The following is a 25,531-nucleotide window of genomic DNA, read 5'->3' as shown; positions in this document are numbered from 1 at the left end:
ACCGAGCCAGAAGGCCCTCACCCAGTTCAAGCACCCAGCACGCGTGTCACCAACGTCCCGGGACAACACACCTAGGCGCCTTCCGCCTCCGCGGGCCCTTCCTGCGCACCCCGCCACGGCCGGCACAGCCCCACGAAGCAGGCCGCGGCGGCGAGCGCGCAGCACAGCTGGACGACGGCCATCGGCACCGCCGTGTGCTCGCCCGCGATGCCGACGAGCGGGGAGGCGACGGCGCCGAGCAGGAACGTGGAGGTGCCCAGGAGGGCGGAGGCGGAGCCGGCGGCGCCGGCCGAGCGCATCAGGGCCTGGGCGTTGGTGTTGGGCATGGTCAGGCCCATCGCGGACATCAGCACGAAGAGCCCGGCCGCGACCGGCGCGAGGCCGGCCTTGCCGAACACCCCGGAGGCCATGACGACGAGGGCGCCCGCGGCGAGGGCGGTGACGGCCAGGCCCACGGCCAGGACCTTGTCCATGCTGACCCGGCCGACCAGCAGCTTCCCGTTGATCTGCCCGACGAGGACCAGGCCGACGGAGTTGACGCCGAAGAGCAGGCTGAAGGTCTGCGGGGAGGCGCCGTAGATGTCCTGGACGACGAACGGCGAGGCCGCGATGTAGGCGAAGAGTGCGGCGAAGGCGAAGCCGCCCGCGAGCATGTAGCCGGTGAAGACGCGGTTGGCGAGCAGACCGCGCATGGTGCGCAGCGCCTGGCCGAGGCCGCCGGCGTGGCGCTCGGCGGGGGGCAGCGTCTCGTCCAGCCACTTCCAGACGACGGCGGTGAGGAGGACGCCGACGGCGGTGAGGACGACGAAGACGCCCCGCCAGTCGGTCAGGCGCAGGATCTGGCCGCCGATGAGCGGCGCGACGACGGGGGCGACGCCGGAAATCAGCATGAGCGTCGAGAAGAAGCGGGCCATGGCCACGCCGTCGTAGAGGTCGCGCACGACCGCCCGCGCGATGACGATGCCCGCCGCCCCGGCCAGGCCCTGGACGAGCCGGAAGGCGATGAGGAGTGCGGCGCTGGGTGCGAAGGCGCAGACGGCGGTGGCCAGCACGTAGAGCACCATGCCGGCCAGGAGCGGCCGGCGCCGGCCCCACTTGTCGCTCATGGGGCCGACGACGAGCTGCCCGAGCGCCATGCCCATGAGGCAGGCGGTCAGGGTGAGCTGGACGGTGGCGGCGGGACTGTGCAGGGCGTCGGTGACCTCGGGCAGCGCCGGGAGGTACATGTCCATGGACAGCGGCGGCAGGGCGGTCAGGCCCCCGAGGACGAGGGTGACGATCAGGCCGGCGCGGCGCGCGGCGGCCCGGGGCGCCTCCGCGACGGTGAGCCGGCCTGCACCGCGTCGCTCGTCCGCGGCCTGGGCGGGGCCGGGTTCCGTCATGCGCTGCTCCATGGGGGTGATCGCGGGGGGGGTAATCAAACTTTCAAGTTACCTCCATGGTGACATGCCCGCCGAGGATAGGTGCCCTCTACACGTGGTGATGTGCGCTACGTGCGGTGGGCTACGTGCTGTGAGCTACGCCGGGCTGAAGCCCGGGGCCCCCGCCTCCGAGACGAAGCGGGCAGCGGTGATCACCGGCGCGCCGGGGGTGACGACGCCGGAGAGCGTGCGGTAGTCGGCCTGCAGGCGCCCCTCGTCGAGGGAGACGACCACGTAGCCGCGCCGCCCGTCGTAGAACTTCATGTGCGGGTTGGCGGCGAGGAGCAGGGTCCAGTCGTCCGGCTTCTCCTGGCCGTCGAAACCGCTGGAGACGGAGGTGGTGACGACCTCGACGCCGAGGGTGCGGGAGGCGGGGTCGTCGAAGTCCTCCTTGATGTCCATCGCGTAGTGGACGTGGACGTCGCCGGAGAGGACGACGAGGTTCTCGACCCCGGCCCGTCCGGCCCCGGCGAGGACGCGCGCGCGGGAGGCCGGGTAGCCGTCCCACGCGTCCATGGAGAGCCGGGAGCGGTCGGCCGTGGTGTTCTTGCGGCGGCAGAAGGCGACCTGTTGCGCGAGCACGTTCCAGCGGGCGGTGGAGGTGCGGAGGCCGTCGAGGAGCCAGCGTTCCTGTGCGTCCCCGGTGATGGTGCGGGCGGGGTCCTCGGACTCGGGCCCCGGGTACTGCCAGCCGTCGCCGTACGCCTGGTCGGAGCGGTACTGCCGGGTGTCGAGGAGGTCGAACTGCGCCAGCCGCCCGTGGTGGAAGCGCCGGTGGAGGAGCATGTCGGCACCGACGGGCCGGTGCGCCTCGCGCAGGGGCATGTTCTCCCAGTACGCGCGGTAGGCGGCGGCGCGGCGGGCGCGGAAGGTGCCGACGGGGTCGTTGTTCTGGGAGACGTCGCCGGCGTAGTTGTTCTCGACCTCGTGGTCGTCCCAGGTGACGTACCAGGGGTGGGCGGCGTGGGCGGCCTGCAGGTCGGGGTCGGACCTGCCGAGGGCGTAGCGCAGGCGGTAGTCGGTGAGGGTCCAGGTCCAGTGGTCGAAGAACGGCGGCAGGGGGGCGTCCGTGTAGTGGCGCGCGCCGGCCTGGGCGTCGATGGCGTTCTCGTAGATGTAGTCGCCGACGAAGAAGACGGCGTCGAGGTCCTCCTGGGCGAGGTGGGCGAGGGCGGTGTAGTAGCCCTCGTCGTACTGCTGGCAGGAGAGGAGCCCGAAGGTCATGCCCTGCGGCCGGGCGTCGGCGGCGGGAGCCGTACGGGTGTGGCCGGTGGGGCTGATCCACCGGCCGGTGCGGAAGCGGTACCAGTAGTCGCGGCCGGGGTCGAGGCCGCGCAGGTCGAGGTGGACGGTGTGGTTGTCGGCGGCGGGGGCGGGGACGGTGCCGTTGCGCCGGAAGTGGCGGAAGGACTCGTCGGAGGCGAGCTCCCACTGGACGTCGAGGGCACCGTCCGCGGGTAAGCCGTTGCCGGGCTCGTAGGGCCGGGGGGCGAGTCTGGTCCACAGGACGACGGAGTCGGGCAGCGGGTCGCCGGAGGCGACGCCGAGGGTGAAGGGGTTCACGGAGAGGGGGGAGAGGGGGGTCGTCTCGGCCATGCCCTCAGACTGCGCGTGGCCGGTGTGACTGTGAAGGCCCGCGGTGGCGAACGTTGCGCGGCGCCCTGGTGCGGGGGCGGTTGGGGCAGGGGCGATCGGGGGCGGACAGGGGGCGCGTGCGCCGTGGGGGCGCCCCCAACGTCCGTTGATCCAGGGCCGAATGGCCGATTCCGGGTGTAGCGTCCTCCCATGCCAGGGGCAACGCCGAAGGGGGTGGCTGCATGAGCCCGGACGGAGACCCTCCGCCACCACCGCCCCACCACCCCCCGCCGCCACCGCACCCGCCCGACCCGCGCTTCTGGTCGCGCGTGTGGACGTACTGGGTGACCGGCGGCCTGGCGGTGGTCCTGGCAGCCGTGATCCCGGTCGTGGTCAAGGCCGGCCCCTTCGCCACCGACGGCCACCCCGACCCCCCGGCGACGACGTTCCCGCCGACCGCCTCCCCCACCCCGTCCCCCTCCCCCGTGTTGTCGACGACGCCGCAGGTGAAGGTGGGAGCGAGGGTCAACAGCGTCACGCCGCTGGGGGCGGTCACACCGACGGTCACGAAGGTGCAGGCCAACGTGACCTTCACCGGCCTCAAGGGCAGGTCGGGCTACCTCAAGTGGCACACGTACAACGACAGCACCAAAATCACCATGAGCGAGGACAGCACCATCAGCTCCCCCGTCCTCAACTGGGACAGCACGGACTGGAAGCCGACGTTCATCGTCCCGACGCCGACCGTCCCCTGGCAGCTGCAGGTGACGGTGTACGGCCCGGACGGGCAGCAGTTGGCGACGGGGCACTCGAACTTCACGTTCAATTCGTCGACTTCTTCGTGACGCCTGAAAGAATCACGGAACGACCGGTGGGGGCGACAGCACTCAGTGCTGACGCCCCCACCGGTTTTCTGTGCAGGTGTGCGAGGAGAAGGAGACGGAACGGATGAGACGGCCTGTACGGCGTGGCGGCAGCACCACGCCCGGCCGGTTCCTGCGGGCGGCGGCGGTGGCAACCGCCGTCTGCGGGGTACTGACGGCCCTCCCCGGGGGCACGGCGAAGGCGGCCGGGAACGCGGACTCGGGCTGGACGAGGACGTGGGGCACGGCGATGGCCACGGCCGGGGACCCGCAGGAGACGGGGGTGACGGGGCGGCAGACGCTGCGCATGGTGGTGCACACGAGCATCGGCGGCAGCACGGCCCGCATCCACCTCGTGAACACCTTCAGCAAGAGCCCGGTGACCATCGGACACGCCACCGTGGCCCGCCAGTCGGCGGGGGCGGCGGCCGCGGGGAAGCCGGTGACGCTGACGTTCGGCGGCAGCGAGCGGACGGTCCTGGCGCCCGGCGGGAGCGTGTACAGCGACGCCGTGGCGTTTCCCGTCCGGCCGGACGAGAACCTCCTGGTGAGCATCCACCTGCCGGAGGCGGTGACGGCTGCGCCGTACCACGAGTACACGCGGCAGACCTCGTACATGTCGGCGGCGGGCGACGGGACGGACCGGTCGGCGGAGGCGGGCGCGGGGAGCTTCCGCGCCTACGACTACTGGTCCCTCCTGGCCGGCGTCGATGTGACGCCCGCGGCCGGCACCGGCGGAACGGTCGTCGCCCTCGGCGATTCGCAGACGGACGGCGGCTGGTCGACGCCCGGCGCCAACCGTCGCTGGCCCGACGCGTACGCGCGGGCGCTACGGGCGCAGAGCAGGCCGATGGGCGTGGTGAACGCGGGCATCTCGGCCAACCGCATCCTCGCGGACCACAGCACGAAGTCCTCGATCAGCCCCGTGTACGGCCCGAGCGCGCTGAACCGCTTCGACCGCGACGTCCTGGCCCAGCCGAACGTCAGGTCGGTCGTCCTCTACGAGGGCATCAACGACATCGTGCTGGACGACGCGAGCAGCACCGACCTGATCGCGGGCATCCGGCAGCTGGCGGAACGCTCCCACCGGGCCGGCCTGACGTTCACGGTGGCCACGATCCCGCCGTTCAAGGGCAACGGCTACTTCACCGAGGCGCGGGAGGAGGTCCGCCGGCAGGTCAACGCGTACATCCGCACCACCCGGGACATCGACGCCGTGGCCGACTTCGACGCGGCGACCCGCGACCCGCTGGACCCGGCGAAGCTCTTCGCGGCCTACCACGGCACGGGCGAGAGGGACGATGCCCTCCACTTCAACGACAACGGCTGCCAGGCCCTGGCGGAGACCCTCGCGGGCGGTGACGCGCCGACGCGCTTCACCCCGAACTTCAGCCAGACCACGGCCGCGGACTTCACGGGCGACGGCGTGGCGGACATCGTGGCCCGCGGCACCGAGGACCTCTACCTGTGGCCCGGAGCCGGCGACGGCACCTTCAGGCGTCCGGTACAGCTGAAGGCCCACTGGGCCTCCACGGAAACGGCGGCGGCCGACTTCACCGGCGACGGAAAGCCCGACCTCATCGCCCGCGACGCGAACGCCTCCCTCTACCTCTGGCCCGGCACCGGCAACGGCACCCTGGGCGAGCCGAGAAGACTGACCGGCGGCTGGAACTTCACGGAGACGACGGGCGGCGACTTCACCGGCGACGGGGTAGCGGACATCGTCGCGCGCGACGCCAAGGGCGACCTGTACATGTGGGACGGCAGGACCGGCGGCGACTTCACCAAGCCGCACCTGGTGGAGGCGGGCTGGAACTACACCCAGGCGACGGCGGGCGACTTCACCGGCGACGGAAAGCCCGACCTCATCGCCCGCGACGCCAAGGCCGACCTCTACCTCTGGGAGGGCAAGGCCAACGGCGACTTCACCACGAGACGCCTCCTGACGGGCGGTTGGACGTACTCCGAGACCGCAGCCGGCGCCTTCTACGGGGGCGGCACGTCCCACCTGATCGCCAGGAGCGAGGCGAACGGGGTGCTGAAGGAGTGGGTGAACCGCGGTGGTGGCGATTTCAGCAGGCCGCTGAGGCTGACGGACGGGTGGTGACGGAGCACTGAAGCCTCCTCCCCAGCTCCCGTGAAGAACGGCCTCTGCTCCCAGCGGAGCAGAGGCCATTCCCCTTCATCCATACCCCTACTTGAACTCCAGCCGCCCCGCCTGCAGCGTCCCCTCCGGCGTGAGCGAAGCGGCGACCAGCCGCTTCTTGGCGTCCACCGCGACGGACGGCGGGCCCACCACGTGGGTGCCGAACGTCGACCAGCGCTGCTTGGCGCCCTGCCCGATGCCGCTCGCGCTCAGGGTGCCCGAGCTGTTGCGGGTCACCAGGACCGCGCGCGACGGGTCCGCCGGGTCGCCGGCCAGGGCCATCACGCCGTAGCCGCGGCCCGCGAGTCCGAGGTGGACCGGCTGCCACTGGTTGCCGACGGCGTCGGGCAGGCGGTACGCCAGGGGCTTGGACGTCTTCGGCTCCCGGTAGGCCAGCAGCAGCGAACCGTCGGGCTGGGCGAACAGCGTCGGCGGGTCGGCCGGGGTGGGGAGGCGGCCGTCGTAGGACGGGGTGAGATCGGCGCCGGGCTTCTCCTGCGCCCAGTGCAGGATGGTGCCGTGGCCGGAGCCGACCACGTGGATGCGGCCGTCCTTGTCGGTGACCGCACTCAGGCCCTCCTGCACCTCGTCCGGGCCACCGCCCGAACCGGCCTTCGCGCCGGGGCCGCTGCGGGGGCCCTCGGCGAGGCCGCCGAGGCCGCCGGAGCCGGAGTTGCCGGAGGCGTCGCGCCGGGGCGCCCGGTCCGGCTCGTCGGCCTCGCGGCCCAGACCGCCGGGCGCGGCGTCGGCGAGTTCCTTCCACTCGCTCCAGCTGCCGTCGGCGGCCTGCCGCCGGGTGCTCACGCCCTTGGCCGCGTTGCGCGCGAACACCTGGGCGCTGTCGTCGGCGTTGCGGGCCACCACCGGTGCGCCCGTAAGGCGGTCGCGCGCCGGGTCGGCGTCGGGCGTGCCGAGGGAGGTCCAGGTTCCGAATGCGCCACCGGAACGTTCCTGCTGCACGGTGACGATCTCGCGCCGGTTGCTCTCCGGTGCGTGACCGAGGCCGGCGATGCGCTCGCCGAACAGCTGCCAGCGGCCGTCCTTGGTCCGCGAGACCGCCAGGTGCGGCATGAGCGGGCCGCCGCCGAGCAGCTTCGGGCCGTCGAAGCGGCCGCTGCCGGGGGTGGTCTCGGTCCACATCGCCGCCTGCCGGTCGAGCACGCCGAACGCGGTGAGGCGGCCGTCGGGGCCCTGCTGCAGCCACGTCGTGGTGCCGGGGTAGCGGTGGGTCGTGCTCTGCAGCCAGCCCGTGCCGTAGCTGCGGTCGCGGCCGACGTCGTAGTCGCCGCAGCCCGCGGCGAAGCCGCAGCCGGAGTCCGGGGAGCCGCCGTAGGCGTTGAGGACGTCGCCCTTGTCGCGCACCGCGGCCGGGGTGAGGTTGAACGGCCAGCGCTCGTTGTAGTAGCCGCGGTAGGCGGTGACGGTGAAGTGCTTGCCGCGGCCCGGGCCCTTGTAGCGGTCGAGCGCCGCGTAGGTGAACTGCGCGGCGGCCGTGTGGTCCGGGTGGTCGGAGAAGCCGGGCTGGTCGTGGTGCTTGCGGTTGGCGGCGTCGTGGACCTGCGCGTCCGGGTCGGGGTCCATGGTGCGCACCAGCGTCGGCTTGAAGCGCTCCAGCACGGCGGCCAGCGCGTCGACGACGCCGGCGCCGGTGACGGGGCTCGGCTCGCGCACGGTCGAGCCGGTGGCCACGCGGGTGCGGCCGACGGCCTTCGGGTCCGCCCACAGCTTCTGCAGGCGGACGTCGGAGCCGGGCTGGTCCGCGGTGTGCTGGGCCACGCCCAGGAAGACCAGGGTGACGCCGGGGTGGTCGACGAGGCTGTCCGTCTCGGCCTTCCATCCGCCGGGCAGGTCCAGCGTGGTGCGCTTCCACTCGGCCAGCGGCTTGCCGGTCGCCATCAGGGAGTACGCCTGGCGCAGCCCCTGCTGGCGGGAGCCGGCGTACCCGCCGAAGTCCGGCTTGGGCTTCTCCTTCTGCCCGGGCACGTTGTTGCGGCCGTCGGCCTCACCGCTCGTCAGGTAGACGCTGACCACACGGTGGTTGGCGTCGATCGACTGGTGGACGTCGGGGTTCATGAAGTACAGGTCGTCGTCGGGGTGGGCGACGACCTGCAGGGTGACGGCGCCGGCGGTCCCGTCCTTACGGGCGGAGACCTCCGCCCGCGGCGCGGCGGCCGGGGCGGAGGGCTTGGGCTTCTGGCCGCCGGAGGCGGTGCAGCCGGCGACGCTGAGGGCGAGCATGGCCGCGAGCACGCTCCTTCTGCTGGGTCCCGCCACCCCCGTCACCGTGCCCCGTGAGCGAGGCGGCTGTTGCGGACCGAACCCTTCTCGTACTGCGAGGCGACGGGGAAGTAGCTTGCCAGGAAGACGGCCAGCGCATCGGCCTGCTCGTCCTCCGGCACGTCGCCGTCGTGGTAGTCGTTGATGCAGAACACGTCGTGGGAGCGGGCCGCCAGCAGGCGGTGCAGCCGGACGTGGTGCTCGCGCAGGCCGACGTTGACGAAGGCCGAGCTGATGCCGCTGGGGACGCTGCGGCCGGTGAACATGCCGTACCAGTGGTGCAGCGACGAGGTGATCGCGAGGTCGGTGCGGGCGCGGAACTGCGCGCCGGCCGTGAGGGCGACCTCCTCGGGGAAGCGCTCCTCGATCTCCTCCAGCGTGCTGCGGCGCAGCGGGTGCGGCGCGTGCAGGAAGGTGTTGGCGACCGTCTTGCCGAACTCCCGCTCGATCAGGGCGCGGTTGTTCTTGGCGGCGGCGAAGACGAGGTCGCTGTCGAGCGACGGGTCGCCGGCCGGCACGGCGGTGGGCGAGACGAAGCACTTGGCCAGGCCGCTGCCGAGGAAGAAGGACTCGGGCTGCATCGGGCGGCCGAGGAAGACGTCGTCGTTGAAGTACAGGACGTGCTCGGCCAGGCCCTCGATGCGGTGCAGCCGGCTCTCGATGGCGTGCGAGTTGTACGAGGGCAGGCAGCCGGTGTCGCCGAAGATCTCGCGGTGGCTGACCACGCGCACCCGCGGGTGGTCGGTGTCGAGCCACTCGGGGACCTGGTCGTCGGTGACGAGGTAGATGTTGCGCACCCAGGGGGCGTGCAGGTCCAGCGAGCGCAGGGAGTAGCGCAGTTCGTCGCGGCTGCGGAAGCGGGCGGAGCTGCCGGCGGAGGCGGCGGCGAGGATGCCGTGCTCGGCCTGCGTGCGCTCCTTGCGGGCCAGCCACTCCGGGTCGGTGCCGTCGACCCAGGTGTAGACGACGTCGATGGGGAAGTCGACCTGGTCGACGAAGGTCTTGGTGTACGCCTCGACGGTGCTGTACTCGCGGTCGCCGCCGACGCTCATGCGGGCGGTGCGGGCCAGTTCGGTGCGCGGCAGGGTGGCGCCGTAGCGGGTGCCGCCGGGGATGGTGACGGTGCTCTCGTCGTCCTCGGTCTCGCGCCAGAAGGCGACGTCGCAGCCGTAGACGCCGCTGACGCGCAGCTGGCCGCGGCCGGTGAGCACGGGCCGGAAGACGCGCACGGCGGTGCAGCCGGCCGGCAGCGCGGCGGGGGTGAGGACCGCGGCGAGGACGGTGCGCAGGACGGCGCCGCGCTCGTTGAGCAGGCCCGCATAGACGGGCTCGTCGCGGTAGCGCTCGGCGAAGTCCTTGAGGAAGGCGTCGCGCTGGGCGCCGTCCACGGCGACGGTGTGGCGCAGCTGGGGGGTGTCGGTGAGGACGTAGGGGATGTCGAGGGATTCGAGGACGTCGACCGCGAGGTCGAGGTTGTCCCGCATCACCTCGAAGGGGGTGGTGTCCTCGCGGACGAGGCAGATCTGGCCGCCGGCCCGGCGGACGTCGGGGCGGGCCGCCTCGATGCGCACCTCGTGCGCCTTGTCGGCGACGCCGGCCTGGGGGCGGTCGACGCCCTTGGGCACGGCCGCTCCGACGATGCCGCCCTGGGCGTCGGCCGCGGCCTGCAGGGTGCGGCGGACGGCCTTGTCGGCGTCGCGGGTCCCGCTGTCGCGGTGGGCGGCGAGCTCCTCCAGGAGCTCGTTCCACTTCTGGGCGACCTCGCCGTCGGTGAAGCGGGTGGAGGTCTTGAGGGCGGCGGCGCCCATCTCGTGCCGCAGGGCGTCGTCGTCCATCAGGCGGGCGAGGGCGGCGGCGAGCTCGCCCTCGTCGCCGAGGGGGACGAGGAGGCCGTCGTGGCCGTCGGTGAGGATCTCGGCCGGGCCGTTGGGGCAGTCGTAGGCGATGACGGGCACGCCGGCGGCCTGGGCCTCGACGAGGACGAGCCCGAACGCCTCGACGCGCGAGGTGAGCATGGCGATGGACGCCTTGGCCCACTCCTCGGTCATGTTGGGGGTGCTGCCGACGAGCTGCACCTGGTCGGCGACGCCGAACTGGCCGGCGATGCCCTTGAGGGCGCGCATGCGGGGGCCGTCGCCGAGGACGCGCAGGGTCCAGCGCGGCCGGTCGGCGGCGGCGGTGGCGAAGGCGCGTATGGCGTGCTCGATCTGCTTCTCGGAGGCCAGGCGGGCGCCGAGGACGACGCTGCGGGTCTCCAGGGTGGAGCGCGGGCGGTAGCCGTCGGGCAGGGCGTTGCCGATGGTGGCCAGGCGCGGGGCGCAGTCGCCGAGGGTCTCGGCGAACCAGTCGCGGGTGCGCTCGGTGAGCGAGACCAGTCCGTCGATGGCCGAGGTGAACATGCGCAGCGGCTCGCCGGAGGTGCCGCGCAGCTCCGAGACGCGGTGGTCCAGGTGGACGGTGAGGACGTGCCGGGGCGCGAGCTGGGCCATGTAGGCCATGAGCGCCGGGGTGGTGGAGATCAGCACGTCGGCGTCGATGGTGCGCAGCGCCTCGGTGAGCTCCAGGTCGGTCAGCCGGTTGAAGGCGGACTCCCACTCGGGGCGCACCAGGGCGCTGGGGGTGGCGGCGAGGCGCTTGTGCGCCGCGGCGAGGTCGGGGCCGCCGGCGGGGGCGCTGCGCACGGGGCGCTGCTGGCCGCGCTTGTCGACGAGGTTGCGCACGCGCACCGTGCCGCTGTCGAAGAACGACTCGCCGCGGGTGCGGAAGACGCTCAGGATCTCCACCTCGTGGTGCCGGGCGAGCAGCTCGGCGAGCGTCATGGTGGCGCGTTCGGTGCCGCCCATGGTGTCGGCGGAGGTCAGCAGAAAGGTGATTTTCACGTGCGGCCTTCGAAGTGTGCGGCGGTCCGGGTGCGGTGGCCTCGGTGGTCTAGACGGGTTGGCTCGGTGCTCGGTTGCTTCAGGTGCTCCCGAGGCTGCTCGGGGTGCAGACGAGCTGGAGCGCGCCGCGGCGGGTGTACTGGGGTTTGACCTGGATGAACGCGCCGGTCTCCGTCCGCACGGTGAAGGCGGGCGGGGTGAGGACCTTGCGGGGGGCGTTCAGGTCGTGGTCGTGGCGGCCGAGGTCGAGCGGCTTGGCGCCGCGGGGGCCGGGCACGAGGCGGAGCGAGAGGGTCTGGCGGCCGGAGGTGCCGGCGAGGAGCCGGCCCAGCGGCAGGGTGACCCGCCACGCGGTGTCGTCGCCGGGCAGCGGCTCGGCGTCGTGGTGCAGGAGCTGCCGGCGCTGCTGGTCGAGGAGCTCGACGGCGGGCCGCGGGTCGCCGGCGGCGGAGGCGGCGGGGCCGTAGAGCGCGAAGAGCAGCTTGGCGCCGGTGAAGGAGCGCTCGATGCGCAGGACCTCCGCGCGGGGCAGCGGTGCGGCGACGGTGAGCCGCAGCGCTCCGGCGGGGGTGAGGCCGAGGCGGTGCCGGCGGCCGGTGCGCGGGCAGGTGGCCAGGGCGCGGGTGGGGCCGGCGTAGTCGGGGGGGCCGTCGCCGAGCAGGCGCAGCCGGACGGGCGCGGTGCCGCCGTCGAGTTCCAGGCCGAGGGTCCAGCGGCCGGTGCCCAGGGGCAGGCCGCCGATCTCCTCGCCGAGCAGGACGGTCGCCTCGGCGGTGGTGCGGCCGGCGGCGTCCTGCCGGAGCCGGGCCTCGGCCCGCAGGCGGGTGGAGCCGCTGACGAGGAGCACGTGGGCGCCGCCGTCGGCGGGTGTGCCGGAGGGCAGCACCGCGTTGAGGTTCAGGGTGTGGCCGTCGAGGACGGCGGCGTACTGCACGCGGGCCGCGGAGCCGTGGGCGGCGGGCATGAGGACGGAGTCGACGAGCGTGCTGCGTCCGGTGGCGAGGCCCGAGGCAGCGCGGCGGCGGACCGTCGCACCGACCTTCATGACCGGGCTGCGGCGCAGCGCGATGCGTGCGGACTTCTTGATCACGCGCAGGGCGTGACGGGGCGCGGTCACGGGCGTACCCCGCGTCCGTTCGCCGCCGGCGCGAGGCCGGAATCGTCGCGCGGGCTCCGCCGGGCCCCGGGAGTCATGATCTGGAAGTACACCCAAACAGGGTAAACGGATCTCCGGCACGCGTGCGGCCGACGATGAGCCGATCTTCGGCCGGGAACGGACGGCTCGGGCCGGGGTTCCGCCGTGCCGGGGACGGCAGGCACCGTACCGCCCCGGGGGGCACCGCGGACAGCCCCCTTCACCCCTGGGTGAGCTTCCCCACACGCCCCTCGGAATTGCCGCCTCCGTTTCAGGGCTGCGGCGGCGTGATGCGACCCTTGGGGGTGAGGGGCGCGCACGGCGCCGTCCGGCCCCCCGGCACTGCTGGCATTGGTCCCGCTTTGCGGGCATGCGAGAGATTGCTTCCGGGTAAAAATCTCTGGTAGTTACTTAACTCTCTGTTTTCCGGCGCCGCCGGGTTCACTGTCGGGCTGGTGACGTGCTGTTCTGAAGGGTTCCCGGGGTATCCGGGAGTACGGAAGGGCGCCCATACAGGACGACCGAGGGGTTGAAACGATCATGTCACGCGAGCCGTCGACCCCGCCCTCCCGCGGCGCGGGCATACCTGCCGCCGCAGATACTTCCCCGGCCGGCCAGACGGCTCCCCGCACCCCCGCCCAGCGCGCCAACCCCGAGAAGTCGGGGCTGGTCAAGGCGTACCGCAGGGTCCTGCCGGAGAGCGCCCGCCGGGCCATCGCCCAGCGCGTGTCCGTCGAGACCCGCGGCGCGCTCATGCAGCACATGGCCAACTCGCTCGACCTCCAGCAGCGCCGCCAGAAGATCCGCGGCCGCCGGCTCCAGCGCCGCTACGCCGGCCACCTGGACGCGGCCCTTCCGCGGGTGGTCCTGGTGGACGGCAAGGCGCACATAGCCCTCGTCGACCCGGCCCTCACCCCGCACGGCACCCGCGCCGACACCCTCACCCTGCTGTGCTCCACGCTGGAGGACGCGGGCATCGCCCACTTCTGCGTGCGCCACGCGAGCGCCGGCACCACGCCCGCGATCGCGGTGGCCGCCGCCGACCGGCGCCGGGTGCTGCACCACCTCGCCCGCCTGTGCGGGCACATACCCGGCTACGTGGCGCCCGTCGGCCGTGACGGCGTCCCCGGCCAGCCGCTGCCCGGCTTCGTGCCCTCCACCTGGCGCCAGGTGGAGAAGAGCGACGTCACCCGCGTCACGTGGTTCCGCACCACCGCCGACGGGACGCTGGTCCTCGGCCAGGAGCACGGCTGCGACATCCAGTTCTGGGCGCGCGAGGAGGGCCCGCACGGCCCCCTGCTCGTGGCCCCGCGCCGCAACGGCGTGGTCGAGGAGGTGCCCGCCTTCGCGGAGCCGGTCGAGGCGCCGGTGGAGCTCTTCACGGGCCCGCTGGGGCACACGGTGGACACGGACGCGGGCGCCCTGGACCGGGCCCGCCGCACGGTCAGCACCCGCCCCGAGCTGACCCTGCGCCTCCCCCAGGACATCACCTTCCCCATCGACGTCGTCTATACCTGGGTCGACGGCAGCGACCCGGTCTGGGCCGCCCGCCGCGCGCAGGCCCAGCGGGACGCGGGCGGCGCCGAGACCCGCCACGAGGAGGCGGCGAACGACGCCCGCTACCTCAGCCGCGACGAGCTGAAGTACTCCCTGCGCTCCCTGCACCAGTACGCGCCCTGGGTGCGCACGGTCTACCTGGTCACCGACGACCAGACGCCCGAGTGGCTGGACACCTCGCACCCCGGCATCCGCGTGGTCAGCCACAAGCAGATCTTCTCCGACCCGAACGCCCTGCCGACGTTCAACTCGCACGCCATCGAGAGCCAGCTCCACCACATCGAGGGCCTGTCCGAGCACTTCCTGTACTTCAACGACGACGTCTTCCTCGGCAGCCCGCTGACGCCGCACACGTTCTTCTTCTCCAACGGGCTGACGAAGTTCTTCCCCTCCCCCGCACTGATCCCGCTGGGCGTCCACGACCCGGCCGACCCGCCGGTGGCGGCCGCGGCGAAGAACAACCGCGCGCTGGTCGAGGAGGGCTTCTCCACCACCTTCACGCAGAAGATGCGGCACGTGCCGCACGCGCTGAGCCGCAGCGTGCTCGGTGAGATAGAGGAGCGGTACGCGGACGCCCACAAGGCCACCGCCGCCGCGCAGTTCCGCAGCCCCGAGGACCTCTCGGTCGCCTCCTCGCTGCACCACTACTACGCGTACCACCAGGCCCGGGCCATACCGTCCGAGATGCGCTACGTCTACATGGACCTGGCGCACCCGAACACCTCGCGCCGCCTCAACCGGCTGCTGGCCCACCGGGACATGGACGTCTTCTGCATCAACGACACGGTCTCGACGGCCGAGGACATGGAGCGGACGAACGCGCTCATCGCGCCGTTCCTGGAGGGCTACTTCCCGGTGCCGGGCCCGTTCGAGAAGCGCGCGTGACGTCCGTCGGTCGCGTGACGTCCGCCGGTCGGGTCGGTCGAGTCGGTCGGGTCAGTCGAACGGCACGTTGACGCAGGCCAGCCGGGCCCCGGCCGTGCCGGCCTGCCCGGACGCGGTCGCGGTTCCGTGGTCGTGGATGACCACGGAACGGGCCTCACCGGCCCGGAACCTCCACTGCACCGTGCTCACCGCGGCGCCGTCGCCGTGCGCGTCGGTGGTGAAGTCCAGCCACACCTCGTTCTGCGCGTTGGCGTACTGAGGGTCGGTCGACGGCTGCTTGGGGTCCTTGACGTTCTGGTAGTGCGGCCCGGAGGCGGCGGGCGTGGTGCCGCACGCCTGGGTGTGCACGTGGGCCCCGAACACCCGGTTCGCCTGCACCCCGCCGACCCGCAGCTCCACGCGCGTGCCGTCGGGCGAGGTGCTCTCGATCACCGTGACGCGGCTGCCGGCCGGAATCGCCGTCCCGTCGAAGGTCACCGCCCGGTGCGTTCCCCCGTCGGCGGCCCTGAACTGGCCGTCGACGACCAGCGCTTGGGCGGCCGTGGCCCCCATGGGCGAGGCGATGGCCATGGCCGTGGCGACCACCGAGATGAGAAGCGACATCGTCGACCCCTTTCGGCGTGGCTCCGGTGCGGTACCGGGTTTACGGCGACTTCGGGTGCGCGCTCTTCCCGTCCTTCCCGTCCACGGTAGCCAGACCCGGCGGAAGATGCGCGACGGACGCGACGGGCAGGAGTCCGGGGCGCTTGGCCGTACGGCCGTCGCCCGAGGAGCGGCCGCGCAGACGGCGGACGAGCCAGGGGCCGAGGAAGGCGGCGGCCCAGCGCACCTCGGCGGCGGCACTGCGCGGTCCGGCGGGGGGTGCGGCCGCCGACGGGGGCGGCAGGGGGTGCGTCCAGGAGTCGTCGCTGCCGGGCAGGCCGAGGGCGTGGGCGACGGCCGCCGCGATCCGCTCGTGGCCGAGGGGGCCGGCGTGCAGCCGGTCCGGGCTCCACAGACGGGGATCGCTCACCACGGGGTGGTGGGTGGTCTCGGCGACGACGACCCCGTGCCGGTGGGCCGCCCGGCGGATGCGGTGGTTGAGGGCGGTGACGCGGGGGCCGAGGGGGCGGGCGAGCGGGGTGATCCGGGCGGCGTCGGGGAAGGTGAGGGTCGCGACGCGGGCCCCCTGCGCGGTGAGCGCGGCGAACATCGCCTCCAGGTGCCCGGCGACCTCGTCGGCGTCGAAGCGCGGCCGCAGCACGTCATTGACGCCGGCGACGACGGTGGCCAGGTCGGGGCGGAGTGCGAGGGCCGCGGCGAGCTGTTCGTCGCGGACCTGCCCGGCGAGGCGGCCGCGCACGGCCAGATTGGCGTACAGCAGGCCGGGGTTGTGCGGTGCGAGGTGCCCGGCGGCGAGCCGGTCGGCCCAGCCTCGGGGGCGGCCGGCGTCGTCGGGGTCGCCCAGGCCCTCGGTCTGGCTGTCGCCCAGGGCGACGTACCGCAGGTACTCACGCCCGGGCACGGGCCGACCGCCTCTCGTTCAGGATCGCCACGCTGCGCTCGCACCAGTCGCGGTTCTCCTGCTCGAAGGCGAGGCCGCGCAGGCAGGTGAGGTAGGGGCCGATCCGTTCGCCGTGGCGCAGGTGGTCCTCCTCGGTGCGGTCGCCGCGCATCGTGTGCAGCAGCGAGCCGAACAGCTCGACCTTGGCCCGGGCGAAGGCCGCCCGCTCGGTGAGCTGGGCGATCAGCTCACCGGTGTCGACGTGGTCGGCGGCCTGGACCTTGACGAGCAGGTCGTCGCGGATGAAGGAGGGCTTGGTGGCGGCCGCCGTGAACCGCTCCATCTCTGCGGTACCGGCGTCGGTGACGCGGAACAGGCGCTTGTTGGGCCGGGTGTCCTGCACGACTTCCCGGCCGGTGATCAGCCCGTCGCTCTCCAGCCTGGTCAGCTCGGCGTAGAGCTGCTGGGGCAGCGCGTGCCAGAAGTTCGCCACTCCCGTGTCGAACGCCTTGGCGAGCTGGTAGCCGCTCAGCTCCTCGTTGAGCAGCGCCGCCAGGACGGCGTGGCGCAGGGCCATGGGTGGCTCCCCTCTGTTCCCTCTGTTCACGGATCCCGTAGGCATGGTACTCATAAATTTGAGTAGTCAGAATGATGAGTAGTCGAAGCATCGGAAATTGAGGAGGAGCCGTGACAGGAGTGTCAGCAGCGGACCGCTTCCGTGCCGCCGTGGAGAGCGGTGACGTCACCGCCATGGAGGGGCTGTTCACCGAGGACGTGCGCCTCTACAGCCCGGTGAAGTTCCGGCCGTTCGAGGGCCGGGAGATGGTGCTGGGGCTGTTCGGGGTCCTGCTGCGCGTCTTCGAGGACTTCCGCTACGCCGGGCGCCTCGACGGCACGACGCAGACCGGCGCCGACGGGACGGACGCCACGTCGGCGGTGCTGCTCTTCCGGGCCACGGTGGGGGGCCGGGAGATCCACGGCATCGACCTGCTGCACCTGGACGAGGAGGGGCTGATCAAGGAGTTCACGGTGATGGTCCGCCCGCAGTCCGCGGTGCACGCCCTGGGCGAGGCGGTCCTGGCGGGCCTGGTGGCGGACGGCCTGGTCCCGGCCCCGGCGGACGTCTAGCTCTCGCGGACGGCCTCGACGTCGACCGTCACGTCGATCATGTCGCCGACGACGACCCCGCCCCGGTCGACGGTGTCGTTCCAACTGACCCCGAAGTCGTGCCGGTTGATCCGCGCCGTGGCGCAGAACCCGGCACGCCGCCGGGGCCCGAGGTCGCGCCCGTCCTCCCACCAGGGCGTGTCCCACTGCCCCAGGTACGTCACGTCGAACGTCACGGGCCGCGTCACGCCCCGCACGGTGAGGTCTCCGGTGAGCAGGAAGTCCGTCGGGCTCAGCTGGCGGACCTCCGTCCCGCTGAACGTCCAGGTCGGATGGTGCTCGACGTCGAAGAAGTCGGCGCTCCGCAGATGCTCGTCGCGCTGCGGCTGCCCGGTGTACACCTGCGTGGCGTCGATTGTCGCCTCGACCCGCGCCGCCTCCGGGGCATCCGGGTCGGCTTCCAGCGAGCCCTGCACGTTCTTGAGGGCGCCGCGGACGTGGGTGACCATCATGTGCCGGGCACGGAATTCGGCACCGGTGTGTCCGGGCTCGAAGAACCACTTGGTCGTAGCCATGGCAACTCCCCTGGCATCGTGACCCCCGCCCAGAATAGGCCGCCTGGGCAGTTCGGTCCTGCCGACCGGGAGGCCCCGCCCGTGCGGCCCGGGTGGCTGGTGTGGACCCACAGCAGGCGCCGGTCACGATTTCGCTGACGCAAGGGAGCCACATGGGCGCGCACCCGGCCGAAGACGGTGACGAGCCGGCCATCGAGCGTCCGGACAGAACGATCTCCGCCCTCGGACAAGCCCTGGCGCGCGTTGCCCCGGCGAAACTCCCGCTGCTGGAGGCCGAGCGGGACGAGGTCCTCACGCTGGCGGCGGAAACCCAGTCCGTGGGCCCCGTGAACGGGTTCCTGCTGCGCTGGGCGGTGACGGTGGAGATCGAACGCCACCCCGGGGTGGCCCGCCGCCTCCACGAAGCCGAGCGCCTCGTCCGGACGGCCACGGACGAAGAAACCATGCGCTCCGCCGCGCGTGAGGTGGCCGGCATCAAGGCGGCGGCCCGGCGGGCGGTCGCCGAGTGAGCGACGGCTGGGCCTGGGAGTACTGGTGGCCGGAGAGCGAGCTGGACCTCGGCCCGGAGCTGGCGGGCCAGATCAAGGAGCGGTGCGAGGGGTTACTCCGTGCCGCAGAAACCTTGTACGTCCCGGGGGAACGCCACGAGGGCGGCTCCGACGCCCAGGTCTTTTACGTCGCGGGCGGCATGTTCGAGTACCTGATCGCGCCCCGGCTGCTGAAGCTGGTCGTGGTCAGCGTCACCGCCTACTGACTCACCGACGCGAGCACGGCGAGCACGGTCTCTGCGGGGCGACGCGGAGCGGCGGCTCCATGCGAAAGGCCCCCGCCCTGCGATATCGCAGGGCGGGGGCCTTGTCGCTCAGGCGGTGGATGAGTCGGCCTGTACGCCGGGTTCTGTCTCCCGGGGGCCTTGCGGCCCTCGGGGAGGCGGCCATCCATCTAGACCTGACGTTGCCGCCAGGTTCGTGCGGTCTACCCGCGGACTCGGGCGGGCAGCCCTCGGTCGTCCGCGCAGGGCCGTTCGGAAACGACCCCTCTTGACCTTGCTCCGGGTGGGGTTTACCTAGCCGCCTGAGTCACCCCAGGCGCTGGTGGTCTCTTACACCACCGTTTCACCCTTACCGGAATCCGAGGACTCCGGCGGTCTGTTTTCTGTGGCACTGTCCCGCGGGTCACCCCGGGTGGGCGTTACCCACCACCCTGCCGTATGGAGCCCGGACGTTCCTCGGGGGACCCGTGAAGGTCCCACGCGGCCGCCCGGCCGGCTCATCCACCGTGTCGACCATGGTACCGGCCGCTCACGCCGGGGCGAACCAGACCTTTTCCTGACCCGGGTTCGCCTCGATCACCCGGACCCGCATGCGCCGGCCCAGCTCCAGCGGCGGCCCGTCGCCGTCGCCCTCGACGTGACCGACCACCGCGGGGTCGTAGAGGTGGACCGTGCCCGCCGTCGGGCGGGACTCGATCACGTCCACCACGTAGCCCTCGAAGACCTCCCCGATGCGGTCGCGCAGCAGCGCCGCCTCCACCAGGTCCACGCACTCCCGCTCCGCCTCCGCCGCCCGCCGCGCACCGCGTTCCATCGTGGCCGGCAGCCCGTCCAGCGCCGCGCGCACCCACTCGGGGGCCTCCAGCCCGGCGCGCGCCGCCAGGCACAGCTCGGAGGTGCAGCGGTCGACCAGGCGGCGCAGCGGCGCCGTGCAGTGGGCGTACGGGGCCGCCAGCGCCGCGTGCACGGGGTCCGCGGGGACCGGGTGGGTGGTGGGGCGGTCGCGGTCGAAGACCACGTAGCCGGCACCGCGCAACAGCGTCGTGCACTCCTGCAGGAACGCCGCGTGCTGCGGATGGTGCGGGTCCAGCGCCCGCACCACCACCGGGTACGGCATGCCCTCCGGCCACCCCACCCCCAGCGCCTTCGCCACCCGCCGCAGCCTCTCCACCGCCCCCGCAGGCGCGGCGGGCAGCGTGCGCAGGATGCCCGTCCCCGCGTCCAGCATCAGCCGGGCCGCCGCCATGCCCGTCATCAGGGAGATCTGCGCGTTCCACTCCTCCGCCGGCAGCGGCACCCGGTACTGCAGCGCGTAGCCGCCGTCCTCCCGCAGCACCACCTCCTGCTCCGGCACGTTGAGGGAGATCCCGCCGCGCGTCCGCTCCAGCTCCTGCCGCCGCGCCCCGATCTCCCGCAGCAGCGACAGCGGCTCCTCGGCCGTCCCGGTGTCGACGGCCCGCTGGACGCCCGCGTAGTCCAGCTGCGCCCGGCTGCGCACCACGGCCCGCCGCACGTCCGTGGCCACCACCTTCCCGTCCGTGTCCATGTCCAGCTGCCACAGCACGGCCGGCCGGTCGTGGTCCGGCAGCAGGCTCGCGGCGCCCTCGCTCAGGCTCCCGGGGTACAGGGGCACCCGCACGTCCGGGTAGTACAGCGTCATCACCCGCTCGTGCGCCTCCTGGTCCAGCGCACCGCCCGGCTGTACGAACGCGGCGACGTCCGCGATCGCGTAGTGCACGCGGTAGCCCCCGGTCTTCCGCCGGGACAGGAACATCGCCTGGTCGAGGTCCTTCGCCCCCGGCGGGTCGATCGTGAACAGCGGCACGTCCGTCGCGTCGTACGCGGGCATGCGCGGGTGCCGCGCGGCCTGCTCGGCCTCCTGGAGCGCCCGGGCCGGGAAGCCCTCCGGCACGTGCGCCCTCTCACGTACCTCACGCAGTGCCGACAGAAGCGGGTGGCGCTCCGTGTCCGTCACGCGGATCGGGCGGCGGGGCATGATCCCGAGCCTAGGGGCGGCACCGGCGTGCGGCACGGCGAGCGTGGCGGACGGCGTCAGGGCGGACGGGCCGGAGGAGCAGACGGGCGGGCCGACGGGCCGGAGGAGCAGACGGGCGGGCCGACGGGCCGACGGGCCGACGGCGTTAGGGTGGCACGGATCCGCGACGTTCCGATGGGGAGATTCACACCGTGCTCGTGCTGTTGCCGCCGTCCGAGGGGAAAGCCACCGGAGGTGCCGGACCGGTGCTGGAGCTCGGTTCGCTCTCCCTGCCCGCCCTCACCGACCACCGCCGGGCCGTGCTCGACGAGCTCACCGAGCTGTGCGCGGGCGACGAGGAGAAGGCCGCCGGTGTCCTCGGCCTCAGCCCCGGCCTGCGCGGCGAGATCGCCAAGAACGCCGTCCTGCGGACCGCGCCGACCCGCCCCGCCGGCGAGATCTACACCGGCGTCCTCTACGACGCCCTCGGCATCGCCGGCCTCGGCGCCGCCGCCCGGCGCGCCGCCGGCCGGTCGCTGCTCGTCTTCTCCGGCCTGTGGGGCGCGGTGCGCATCGACGACGCCATCCCCTCCTACCGCTGCTCGATGGGCGTCAAGCTCCCGGCCCTGGGCGCGCTCGGCGCGCACTGGCGCGCCCCCATGGCCGAGGCCCTTCCCGAGGCGGCGGGCGACGGCCTCGTCCTCGACCTGCGCTCCGCCGCCTACGCGACGGCCTGGAAGCCCAAGGGCGAGCTCGCCGAACGCACGGCGACCGTGCGCGTGCTGCAGTCGAAGACCGTGAACGGCGTCGAGAAGCGCTCCGTCGTCAGCCACTTCAACAAGGCCACCAAGGGCCGCCTCGTCCGCGACCTCCTCACCGCCGGGTACGAGCCCGCCTCCCCGCGCGAGCTCGCCGACGCCCTGCGCGAGCTGGGCTACGCGGTCGAGGGCGACGCCCCGGCCAAGCGGGGCACGCCGTGGGCCCTGGACGTCGTGGTGACCGAGCTCTGAGGCCGCGTACGCACCCGGACCGGGGCCCGGCGGCCCCGGCCGGTACGGACGGGCCGCACAGGCCCGCGCCGAGCTGACGTGCAGCCTCCAGCCCAACGGGAAGCGGTGTCCGGTGCCGCCCCTCAGTCGGCGGAGGGCACGCCGAAGCGGGACCTGGCGTACGCGTAGATGTCGGCCGTCAACTCCGGTTCCGTCCAGGCGAACTGCAGGTCGCAGGGTTCCCGGTCCAGCCTGCGCAGGGTGACGGAGACGGGCAGCTCGCCCTGGAACCGCAGGGCGCGGTCCAGCGCCCGTCCCTTGCCCGAAGGGTCTCTTTGCCCCACCGTCACGACCACGGGCCGCGCGGCGTGCCCCTTGAGGCGCACGCCGACCTCGACGGACGCCTTGGCGCAGCCACGGGCCTCCATCCCGCCGCCGAGTCCGAGGACGGAGACGGAACGACGGGCCGATGCCCCGAGCTCCGTCGCGACGGACGAGCCCGCCGGTACCGTCCACGTCAGCGTCCTGATGGAGTGGCACGTCTGGCCGGTGGCGTCGTTGTTGCAGAGCGAGGACACGCTGGTGCTCGGCTTCGAACCGGAGCGGTGGTCGAGGGACACGCCACTGGAGGCCATGTAGCTGACCATCGCCACGATGCTCAGCCCCATCAGCGCGAAGCCGAACTGCGTGGCCGCCGGCACGAAGGGCAGAAGCGGCTTCCAGCGCCAGCGCCCGTCCCACTCGGCCTCCAGGATCGAACCCTTCGACGGCCGGCCCCCGCCGCTCAGCTGCTCCTGCAGCCGCGCGTGACGGAACTGGTAGACGGCACCGGTCTGCCGCAGCACCCCCAGCTCGTGCGCGTCGTCGAGGAAGCGCATCAGCCTCGGCGGAAGCCGCTTCGTCAGCCCGAACCACGCACGCGACAGCTGGTACGCGCCCCAGGCCGACCCGAGCAGCGTGGCCGAGCCCAGACCCGCGCCGACGAGCAGGCCGTACACCCACGCGGTCCCCGCCGGAACGTGCACCGCGACATGCAGCCAGCAGCCGACGACCACCCCCACGACACAGGCCACGACCAGGCCCGACAGCGCTCCCAGCAGCCCGTACCGCAGGAGGGTGGCCCGCGGGCCGTGCAGCGCGTCCTTCGCGATGTACACCTGCTTGCGCCCGCTGCGGACCGCGGCGTACGCGACGTAGCCGCACGCACCGGACAGCAGCCCGGCGATCACACCCACGACCGGCCCGAACAGCAGGGAGAAGAACCACCCCCACACACAGCCGTAGGCCGTGCCGACCAGAGGACCCGTGATCAGCGAGTCGATCTGCCACCAGGCGAAGTCGAACGTGCCGTCGCGGCGCATGCGGCGCGCGATGACCGTCAGGTACCGCCTGGCCTGCTCGGGCCCGTACCGGGTGTCGGACGACTCGGCGTAGACCGTGGGGAGATACCTCTCCAGCAGATGGGACTCGATCTCACGCCGTTTCCCGAACCGCTTCCCCGTCAGCAGCTCCCCCGGGTCGGTCGAGCCCGCGCGGTAGGCCGTGCGCGCCAGGTCCAGCATCAGCGGAGACGACAGCGCCGCGGCCACCGGGCTCTTCGGAGCCCTGCGCAGGGCCTTGAAGACCCCGTCCCAGCGTCGGTCCTCCGCCACCTTGGAGTGTTCGAGGTAGGTGATCGCCGCCTCGGGCTCCACGGACTCCAGCTCCACGACGGCGGCCCTGGTGAGGAAGTCACCGGACTCCTCCACCGTGCTCTCGTACTCGGCGGCACGGCAGGTCACCAGCAGGGGTACGCCCTCGGCAACGGCCGTCTCGATCTCTTGCACCGCACGGGCGTGCAACGCCACGGGCAGTTCGTCCAGGCCGTCCAGTACGGGCATCACCTTGCCCTCGTCGACCAGCCGCTGCGCCGTCCTCTTGTCGAGCTCCGGGCTGAGCGCCCGGAGGCGCCGGGCCATCCACCTGCGTAACGTGACCGCCGGCCTCCACGACGACAGCGACAGCAGAACCGGCACCGGCTCCCCGTCCTGCCACGACGTGAGCAGCTCCCTGGCGAGCAGCAGCGCGAGCACGCTCTTCCCCGCTCCGGGCGCCCCCAGCACCACCAGCTGCCGCCGGGGCAGGCTGCGGAAGAACTCCGGTACTTGGGTGACATCACCCTGCCGGGTCAGGTTCCCGGTCCCCAGCACCACCGCCGGCGACTGGACCGGCCGCCCGCTGGGCGACCAACGGACCTTGATCGGCTCCGGGTGCTCCAGCCTGCGCCGCGCGACCTCGCCGCCCACCCGCTTGCGGACCTCCTCGCGCAGCCTGCGCGCGGCACGGTCGGTGTCCGTGACCTGCCGTCCGTCCATGACCTGGATCTGGACCAGGTCCCGCCCCACCTTCGTTCCCTTGACTGATTGCCGCGGTTCTCTGCGCATGCGCTCCCCCGGTGGTAGAGACTGGCTCTGTTGCGTGTATCACAGGGGGTGTGTGGTGGGGTCACAGGGTAAACGAATGCTGGCGGCCGCGGGAACGGTCGTGGTGGCGGCAGCCGTGAACGTCGCGACCGGCATGCTGACGCAGAAGTGGTCGCTGGCCTGGGGAGTTTGCACGGCCGTGCTCGTCGTGGTGGGCGGCGGCCTCCAGGCGTGGCTGACGGTGGCGGACCGCGCGGCCGACCGCCGCCAGGAGTTCGAGGACGTCGAAGGCCGCTCGATCGAGCAGACGCTGGCGGGCCCCGGCGAGCAAGTGGTGAGGCGCGCCAGGGTCGACGGGGACCTCGTCCAACGCCAGGACGGCTGACGCCTAGAGGGCACCACGCTTGACGTCGGCGACGAACGCCGCCCAGGCCGGGGCCGGGAACACCACTTCCGGCCCCTGGGGGGCCGCCTTACTGTCCCTTACCGGGACCAATCCGGGGATACCGGGGGCTATTTCTATGCAGTCGCCGCCGTCCACGTCGCTGTAGCTGCTCTTGCTCCATACAGTCATCGTGCCCGTACCCTTCCATCACATCTCTGATCAGAGCGGCGGACTCACGGGCAGACAGGGCGTCCGCCCTGAGCACATCATAGGTCTGGGACTGCCCGGCGATAACTGCCGGATCGTTGTTGAAGTGCCCGCGCTCCAGCGACTCCGAGTACAGCCATTCCTCGCCATTGGGCAGCTTGATCAAGGACATGGAGACCTTGGGGCGGATGAGGTCACCGTCGCAGGCCCGAACCACCTGGATACAGACGTTGGGCTGTCGCCCCATCGCCAGCAGGTGAGCGCACTCGCCGCGCATCACCTCAGCGTCCCTGACGACATTGCGGATTGTGCTCTCGTCGAGCAGCGCGATGAGCAGCGGGCCATCTGGGTCGAGGAAGCGCTGCTGGCGACTCATTCGGGCCCGGACCCGCTCTTCGACACGCCCTCGCTCTTCGCCTCTGGCTGCCCTGGCGAATAGCGCAGACGCATATTCCTCAGTCTGCAACAAGCCCGGAATCACTTGCGCTTGATAGAGACGCAGCACTACCGCCTCGGCGTCCATGGCAACCCGCCGTTTGAACCAGTCCGGATGGCTGACCTCCGGATACCAGTCGATGCTCCCCCGCAGCCTCTCGAACATCACCCCCGTTCCCAGCAGTTGGTCACACGCCTGAACGAACTGCTCCTGCGGAACCCGGCTACCCGCCTCCACCCTCGCCACCAGCGACCGGTCGCACGGGATCTTCCCCGCCAGTTCCTCCTGCGTCAGCCCCGCGACCTCCCGGTGGTGCCTCAGCACCTCCCCGAACACCGCCGCCGTCGTGGCCGCCGCGCTCCCGCCGTTGCCGTTGCGTCGCTTCACGTCGTCGCCCCCTGTGACAGCTTGCCCATGGCACGTGCAAAACGTTGTGAGCGTAGGACGGCACACGGAACTCTG

Annotated in this window: 21 protein-coding genes and 1 other RNA gene; 8 read left to right on the top strand and 14 right to left on the bottom strand. The window is 72.6% G+C overall.

Annotated features, from left to right (window positions below; all coding sequences use genetic code 11):
- Nucleotides 1-71: 71 nt before the first annotated feature.
- Nucleotides 72-1,382 carry a multidrug effflux MFS transporter gene (locus IE182_RS27485; RefSeq protein ID WP_229845154.1) on the bottom strand — a complete coding sequence of 437 codons (1,311 nt, stop codon included), beginning with the start codon at nucleotides 1,380-1,382 and terminating at the stop codon, nucleotides 72-74.
- A gap of 135 nt (nucleotides 1,383-1,517) precedes the next feature.
- Nucleotides 1,518-3,017, bottom strand: a complete 1,500-nt coding sequence (locus IE182_RS27480) for an alkaline phosphatase D family protein (RefSeq protein ID WP_190112652.1) — start codon at nucleotides 3,015-3,017, stop codon at nucleotides 1,518-1,520.
- Nucleotides 3,018-3,238: 221 nt separating this feature from the next.
- Between IE182_RS27480 and IE182_RS27475 the strand changes: the two genes are divergently transcribed.
- Both IE182_RS27475 and IE182_RS27470 read left to right on the top strand, forming a co-directional pair.
- Nucleotides 3,239-3,841, top strand: coding sequence for a hypothetical protein (locus IE182_RS27475; RefSeq protein ID WP_190112651.1), 603 nt, complete (start codon nucleotides 3,239-3,241; stop codon nucleotides 3,839-3,841).
- Nucleotides 3,842-3,944: 103 nt separating this feature from the next.
- Nucleotides 3,945-5,966 (top strand): FG-GAP-like repeat-containing protein, encoded by a 2,022-nt coding sequence (locus IE182_RS27470; protein ID WP_190112650.1) that lies wholly within the window; start codon nucleotides 3,945-3,947, stop codon nucleotides 5,964-5,966.
- Nucleotides 5,967-6,053: 87 nt separating this feature from the next.
- On the opposite strand, the gene IE182_RS32555 is transcribed toward IE182_RS27470, so the two are convergent.
- From IE182_RS32555 to IE182_RS27455, 3 genes are all read right to left on the bottom strand, one after another.
- Nucleotides 6,054-8,279, bottom strand: coding sequence for a PIG-L family deacetylase (locus tag IE182_RS32555; RefSeq protein WP_190112649.1), 2,226 nt, complete (start codon nucleotides 8,277-8,279; stop codon nucleotides 6,054-6,056).
- 5 nt (nucleotides 8,280-8,284) lie between these two features.
- Entirely contained in the window at nucleotides 8,285-11,161 is a 2,877-nt protein-coding gene (locus tag IE182_RS27460; RefSeq protein ID WP_190112648.1) for a stealth family protein, read from the bottom strand.
- Nucleotides 11,162-11,240: 79 nt separating this feature from the next.
- Complete coding sequence (locus IE182_RS27455) at nucleotides 11,241-12,278, bottom strand: hypothetical protein (protein WP_190112647.1); 1,038 nt, start codon at nucleotides 12,276-12,278, stop codon at nucleotides 11,241-11,243.
- Between the two features lie 558 nt (nucleotides 12,279-12,836).
- On the opposite strand from IE182_RS27455, the gene IE182_RS27450 reads away from it, so the two are divergent.
- The gene (locus tag IE182_RS27450; protein ID WP_190112646.1) at nucleotides 12,837-14,738 is read left to right on the top strand and encodes a stealth family protein; all 1,902 of its coding nucleotides are present in this window, start codon (nucleotides 12,837-12,839) and stop codon (nucleotides 14,736-14,738) included.
- A 51-nt stretch (nucleotides 14,739-14,789) separates the two neighbouring features.
- On the opposite strand, the gene IE182_RS27445 is transcribed toward IE182_RS27450, so the two are convergent.
- Genes IE182_RS27445 through IE182_RS27435 form a run of 3 tightly spaced genes read right to left on the bottom strand, consistent with a single transcriptional unit; the run spans nucleotide 14,790 to nucleotide 16,798 of the window.
- Nucleotides 14,790-15,341: a superoxide dismutase family protein gene (locus IE182_RS27445; RefSeq protein WP_190112645.1), complete on the bottom strand. Its 552-nt coding sequence runs from the start codon at nucleotides 15,339-15,341 to the stop codon at nucleotides 14,790-14,792.
- 40 nt (nucleotides 15,342-15,381) lie between these two features.
- Entirely contained in the window at nucleotides 15,382-16,242 is an 861-nt protein-coding gene (locus IE182_RS27440; protein ID WP_190112644.1) for an SGNH/GDSL hydrolase family protein, read from the bottom strand.
- Complete coding sequence (locus IE182_RS27435) at nucleotides 16,229-16,798, bottom strand: PadR family transcriptional regulator (RefSeq protein WP_190112643.1); 570 nt, start codon at nucleotides 16,796-16,798, stop codon at nucleotides 16,229-16,231. Before IE182_RS27435 ends, IE182_RS27440 begins: the two co-directional genes overlap by 14 nt.
- Nucleotides 16,799-16,917: 119 nt before the next feature.
- Here IE182_RS27435 and IE182_RS27430 point away from each other — a divergent pair, with 119 nt between their 5' ends.
- Nucleotides 16,918-17,349, top strand: a complete 432-nt coding sequence (locus IE182_RS27430) for a nuclear transport factor 2 family protein (protein ID WP_190112658.1) — start codon at nucleotides 16,918-16,920, stop codon at nucleotides 17,347-17,349.
- Here the strand turns inward: IE182_RS27430 and IE182_RS27425 are convergent.
- A complete protein-coding gene (locus tag IE182_RS27425; protein ID WP_190112642.1) occupies nucleotides 17,346-17,903 on the bottom strand; it encodes a YceI family protein in 558 nt (185 codons plus the stop codon). The two genes, IE182_RS27430 and IE182_RS27425, sit on opposite strands and share 4 nt — an antisense overlap.
- Nucleotides 17,904-18,055: 152 nt before the next feature.
- Between IE182_RS27425 and IE182_RS27420 the strand changes: the two genes are divergently transcribed.
- Both IE182_RS27420 and IE182_RS27415 read left to right on the top strand, forming a co-directional pair.
- Nucleotides 18,056-18,412 carry a hypothetical protein gene (locus tag IE182_RS27420; protein ID WP_190112641.1) on the top strand — a complete coding sequence of 119 codons (357 nt, stop codon included), beginning with the start codon at nucleotides 18,056-18,058 and terminating at the stop codon, nucleotides 18,410-18,412.
- Entirely contained in the window at nucleotides 18,409-18,657 is a 249-nt protein-coding gene (locus IE182_RS27415; RefSeq protein ID WP_190112640.1) for a hypothetical protein, read from the top strand. Before IE182_RS27420 ends, IE182_RS27415 begins: the two co-directional genes overlap by 4 nt.
- Before the next feature lie 116 nt (nucleotides 18,658-18,773).
- Here the strand turns inward: IE182_RS27415 and rnpB are convergent.
- Both rnpB and IE182_RS27405 read right to left on the bottom strand, forming a co-directional pair.
- Nucleotides 18,774-19,175: RNase P RNA component class A (gene rnpB, locus IE182_RS27410), an RNA gene on the bottom strand.
- Nucleotides 19,176-19,204: 29 nt separating this feature from the next.
- Nucleotides 19,205-20,671 (bottom strand): RNB domain-containing ribonuclease, encoded by a 1,467-nt coding sequence (locus tag IE182_RS27405; RefSeq protein ID WP_190112639.1) that lies wholly within the window; start codon nucleotides 20,669-20,671, stop codon nucleotides 19,205-19,207.
- Nucleotides 20,672-20,862: 191 nt separating this feature from the next.
- Here IE182_RS27405 and yaaA point away from each other — a divergent pair, with 191 nt between their 5' ends.
- Nucleotides 20,863-21,660, top strand: a complete 798-nt coding sequence (yaaA, locus tag IE182_RS27400) for a peroxide stress protein YaaA (RefSeq protein ID WP_190112638.1) — start codon at nucleotides 20,863-20,865, stop codon at nucleotides 21,658-21,660.
- Between the two features lie 122 nt (nucleotides 21,661-21,782).
- Here the strand turns inward: yaaA and IE182_RS27395 are convergent, their stop codons facing one another.
- Nucleotides 21,783-24,023, bottom strand: a complete 2,241-nt coding sequence (locus IE182_RS27395) for an NACHT domain-containing protein (RefSeq protein WP_190112637.1) — start codon at nucleotides 24,021-24,023, stop codon at nucleotides 21,783-21,785.
- Between the two features lie 115 nt (nucleotides 24,024-24,138).
- Here IE182_RS27395 and IE182_RS27390 point away from each other — a divergent pair, with 115 nt between their 5' ends.
- Nucleotides 24,139-24,426, top strand: coding sequence for a hypothetical protein (locus tag IE182_RS27390; protein ID WP_190112636.1), 288 nt, complete (start codon nucleotides 24,139-24,141; stop codon nucleotides 24,424-24,426).
- A 3-nt stretch (nucleotides 24,427-24,429) separates the two neighbouring features.
- On the opposite strand, the gene IE182_RS32265 is transcribed toward IE182_RS27390, so the two are convergent.
- The gene (locus tag IE182_RS32265) at nucleotides 24,430-24,582 is read right to left on the bottom strand and encodes a DUF397 domain-containing protein (protein ID WP_229845152.1); all 153 of its coding nucleotides are present in this window, start codon (nucleotides 24,580-24,582) and stop codon (nucleotides 24,430-24,432) included.
- Complete coding sequence (locus IE182_RS27385; protein ID WP_229845151.1) at nucleotides 24,515-25,456, bottom strand: helix-turn-helix domain-containing protein; 942 nt, start codon at nucleotides 25,454-25,456, stop codon at nucleotides 24,515-24,517. The genes IE182_RS32265 and IE182_RS27385 overlap by 68 nt, the downstream gene beginning before the upstream one ends.
- Nucleotides 25,457-25,531 lie beyond the last annotated feature (75 nt).

This window comes from Streptomyces cinnamoneus, assembly GCF_014650495.1.
Taxonomy (GTDB): domain Bacteria; phylum Actinomycetota; class Actinomycetes; order Streptomycetales; family Streptomycetaceae; genus Streptomyces; species Streptomyces cinnamoneus.
The sequence above is the reverse complement of the archived record's forward strand: the minus strand, read 5'-3'. Positions and strand labels throughout refer to the sequence as shown.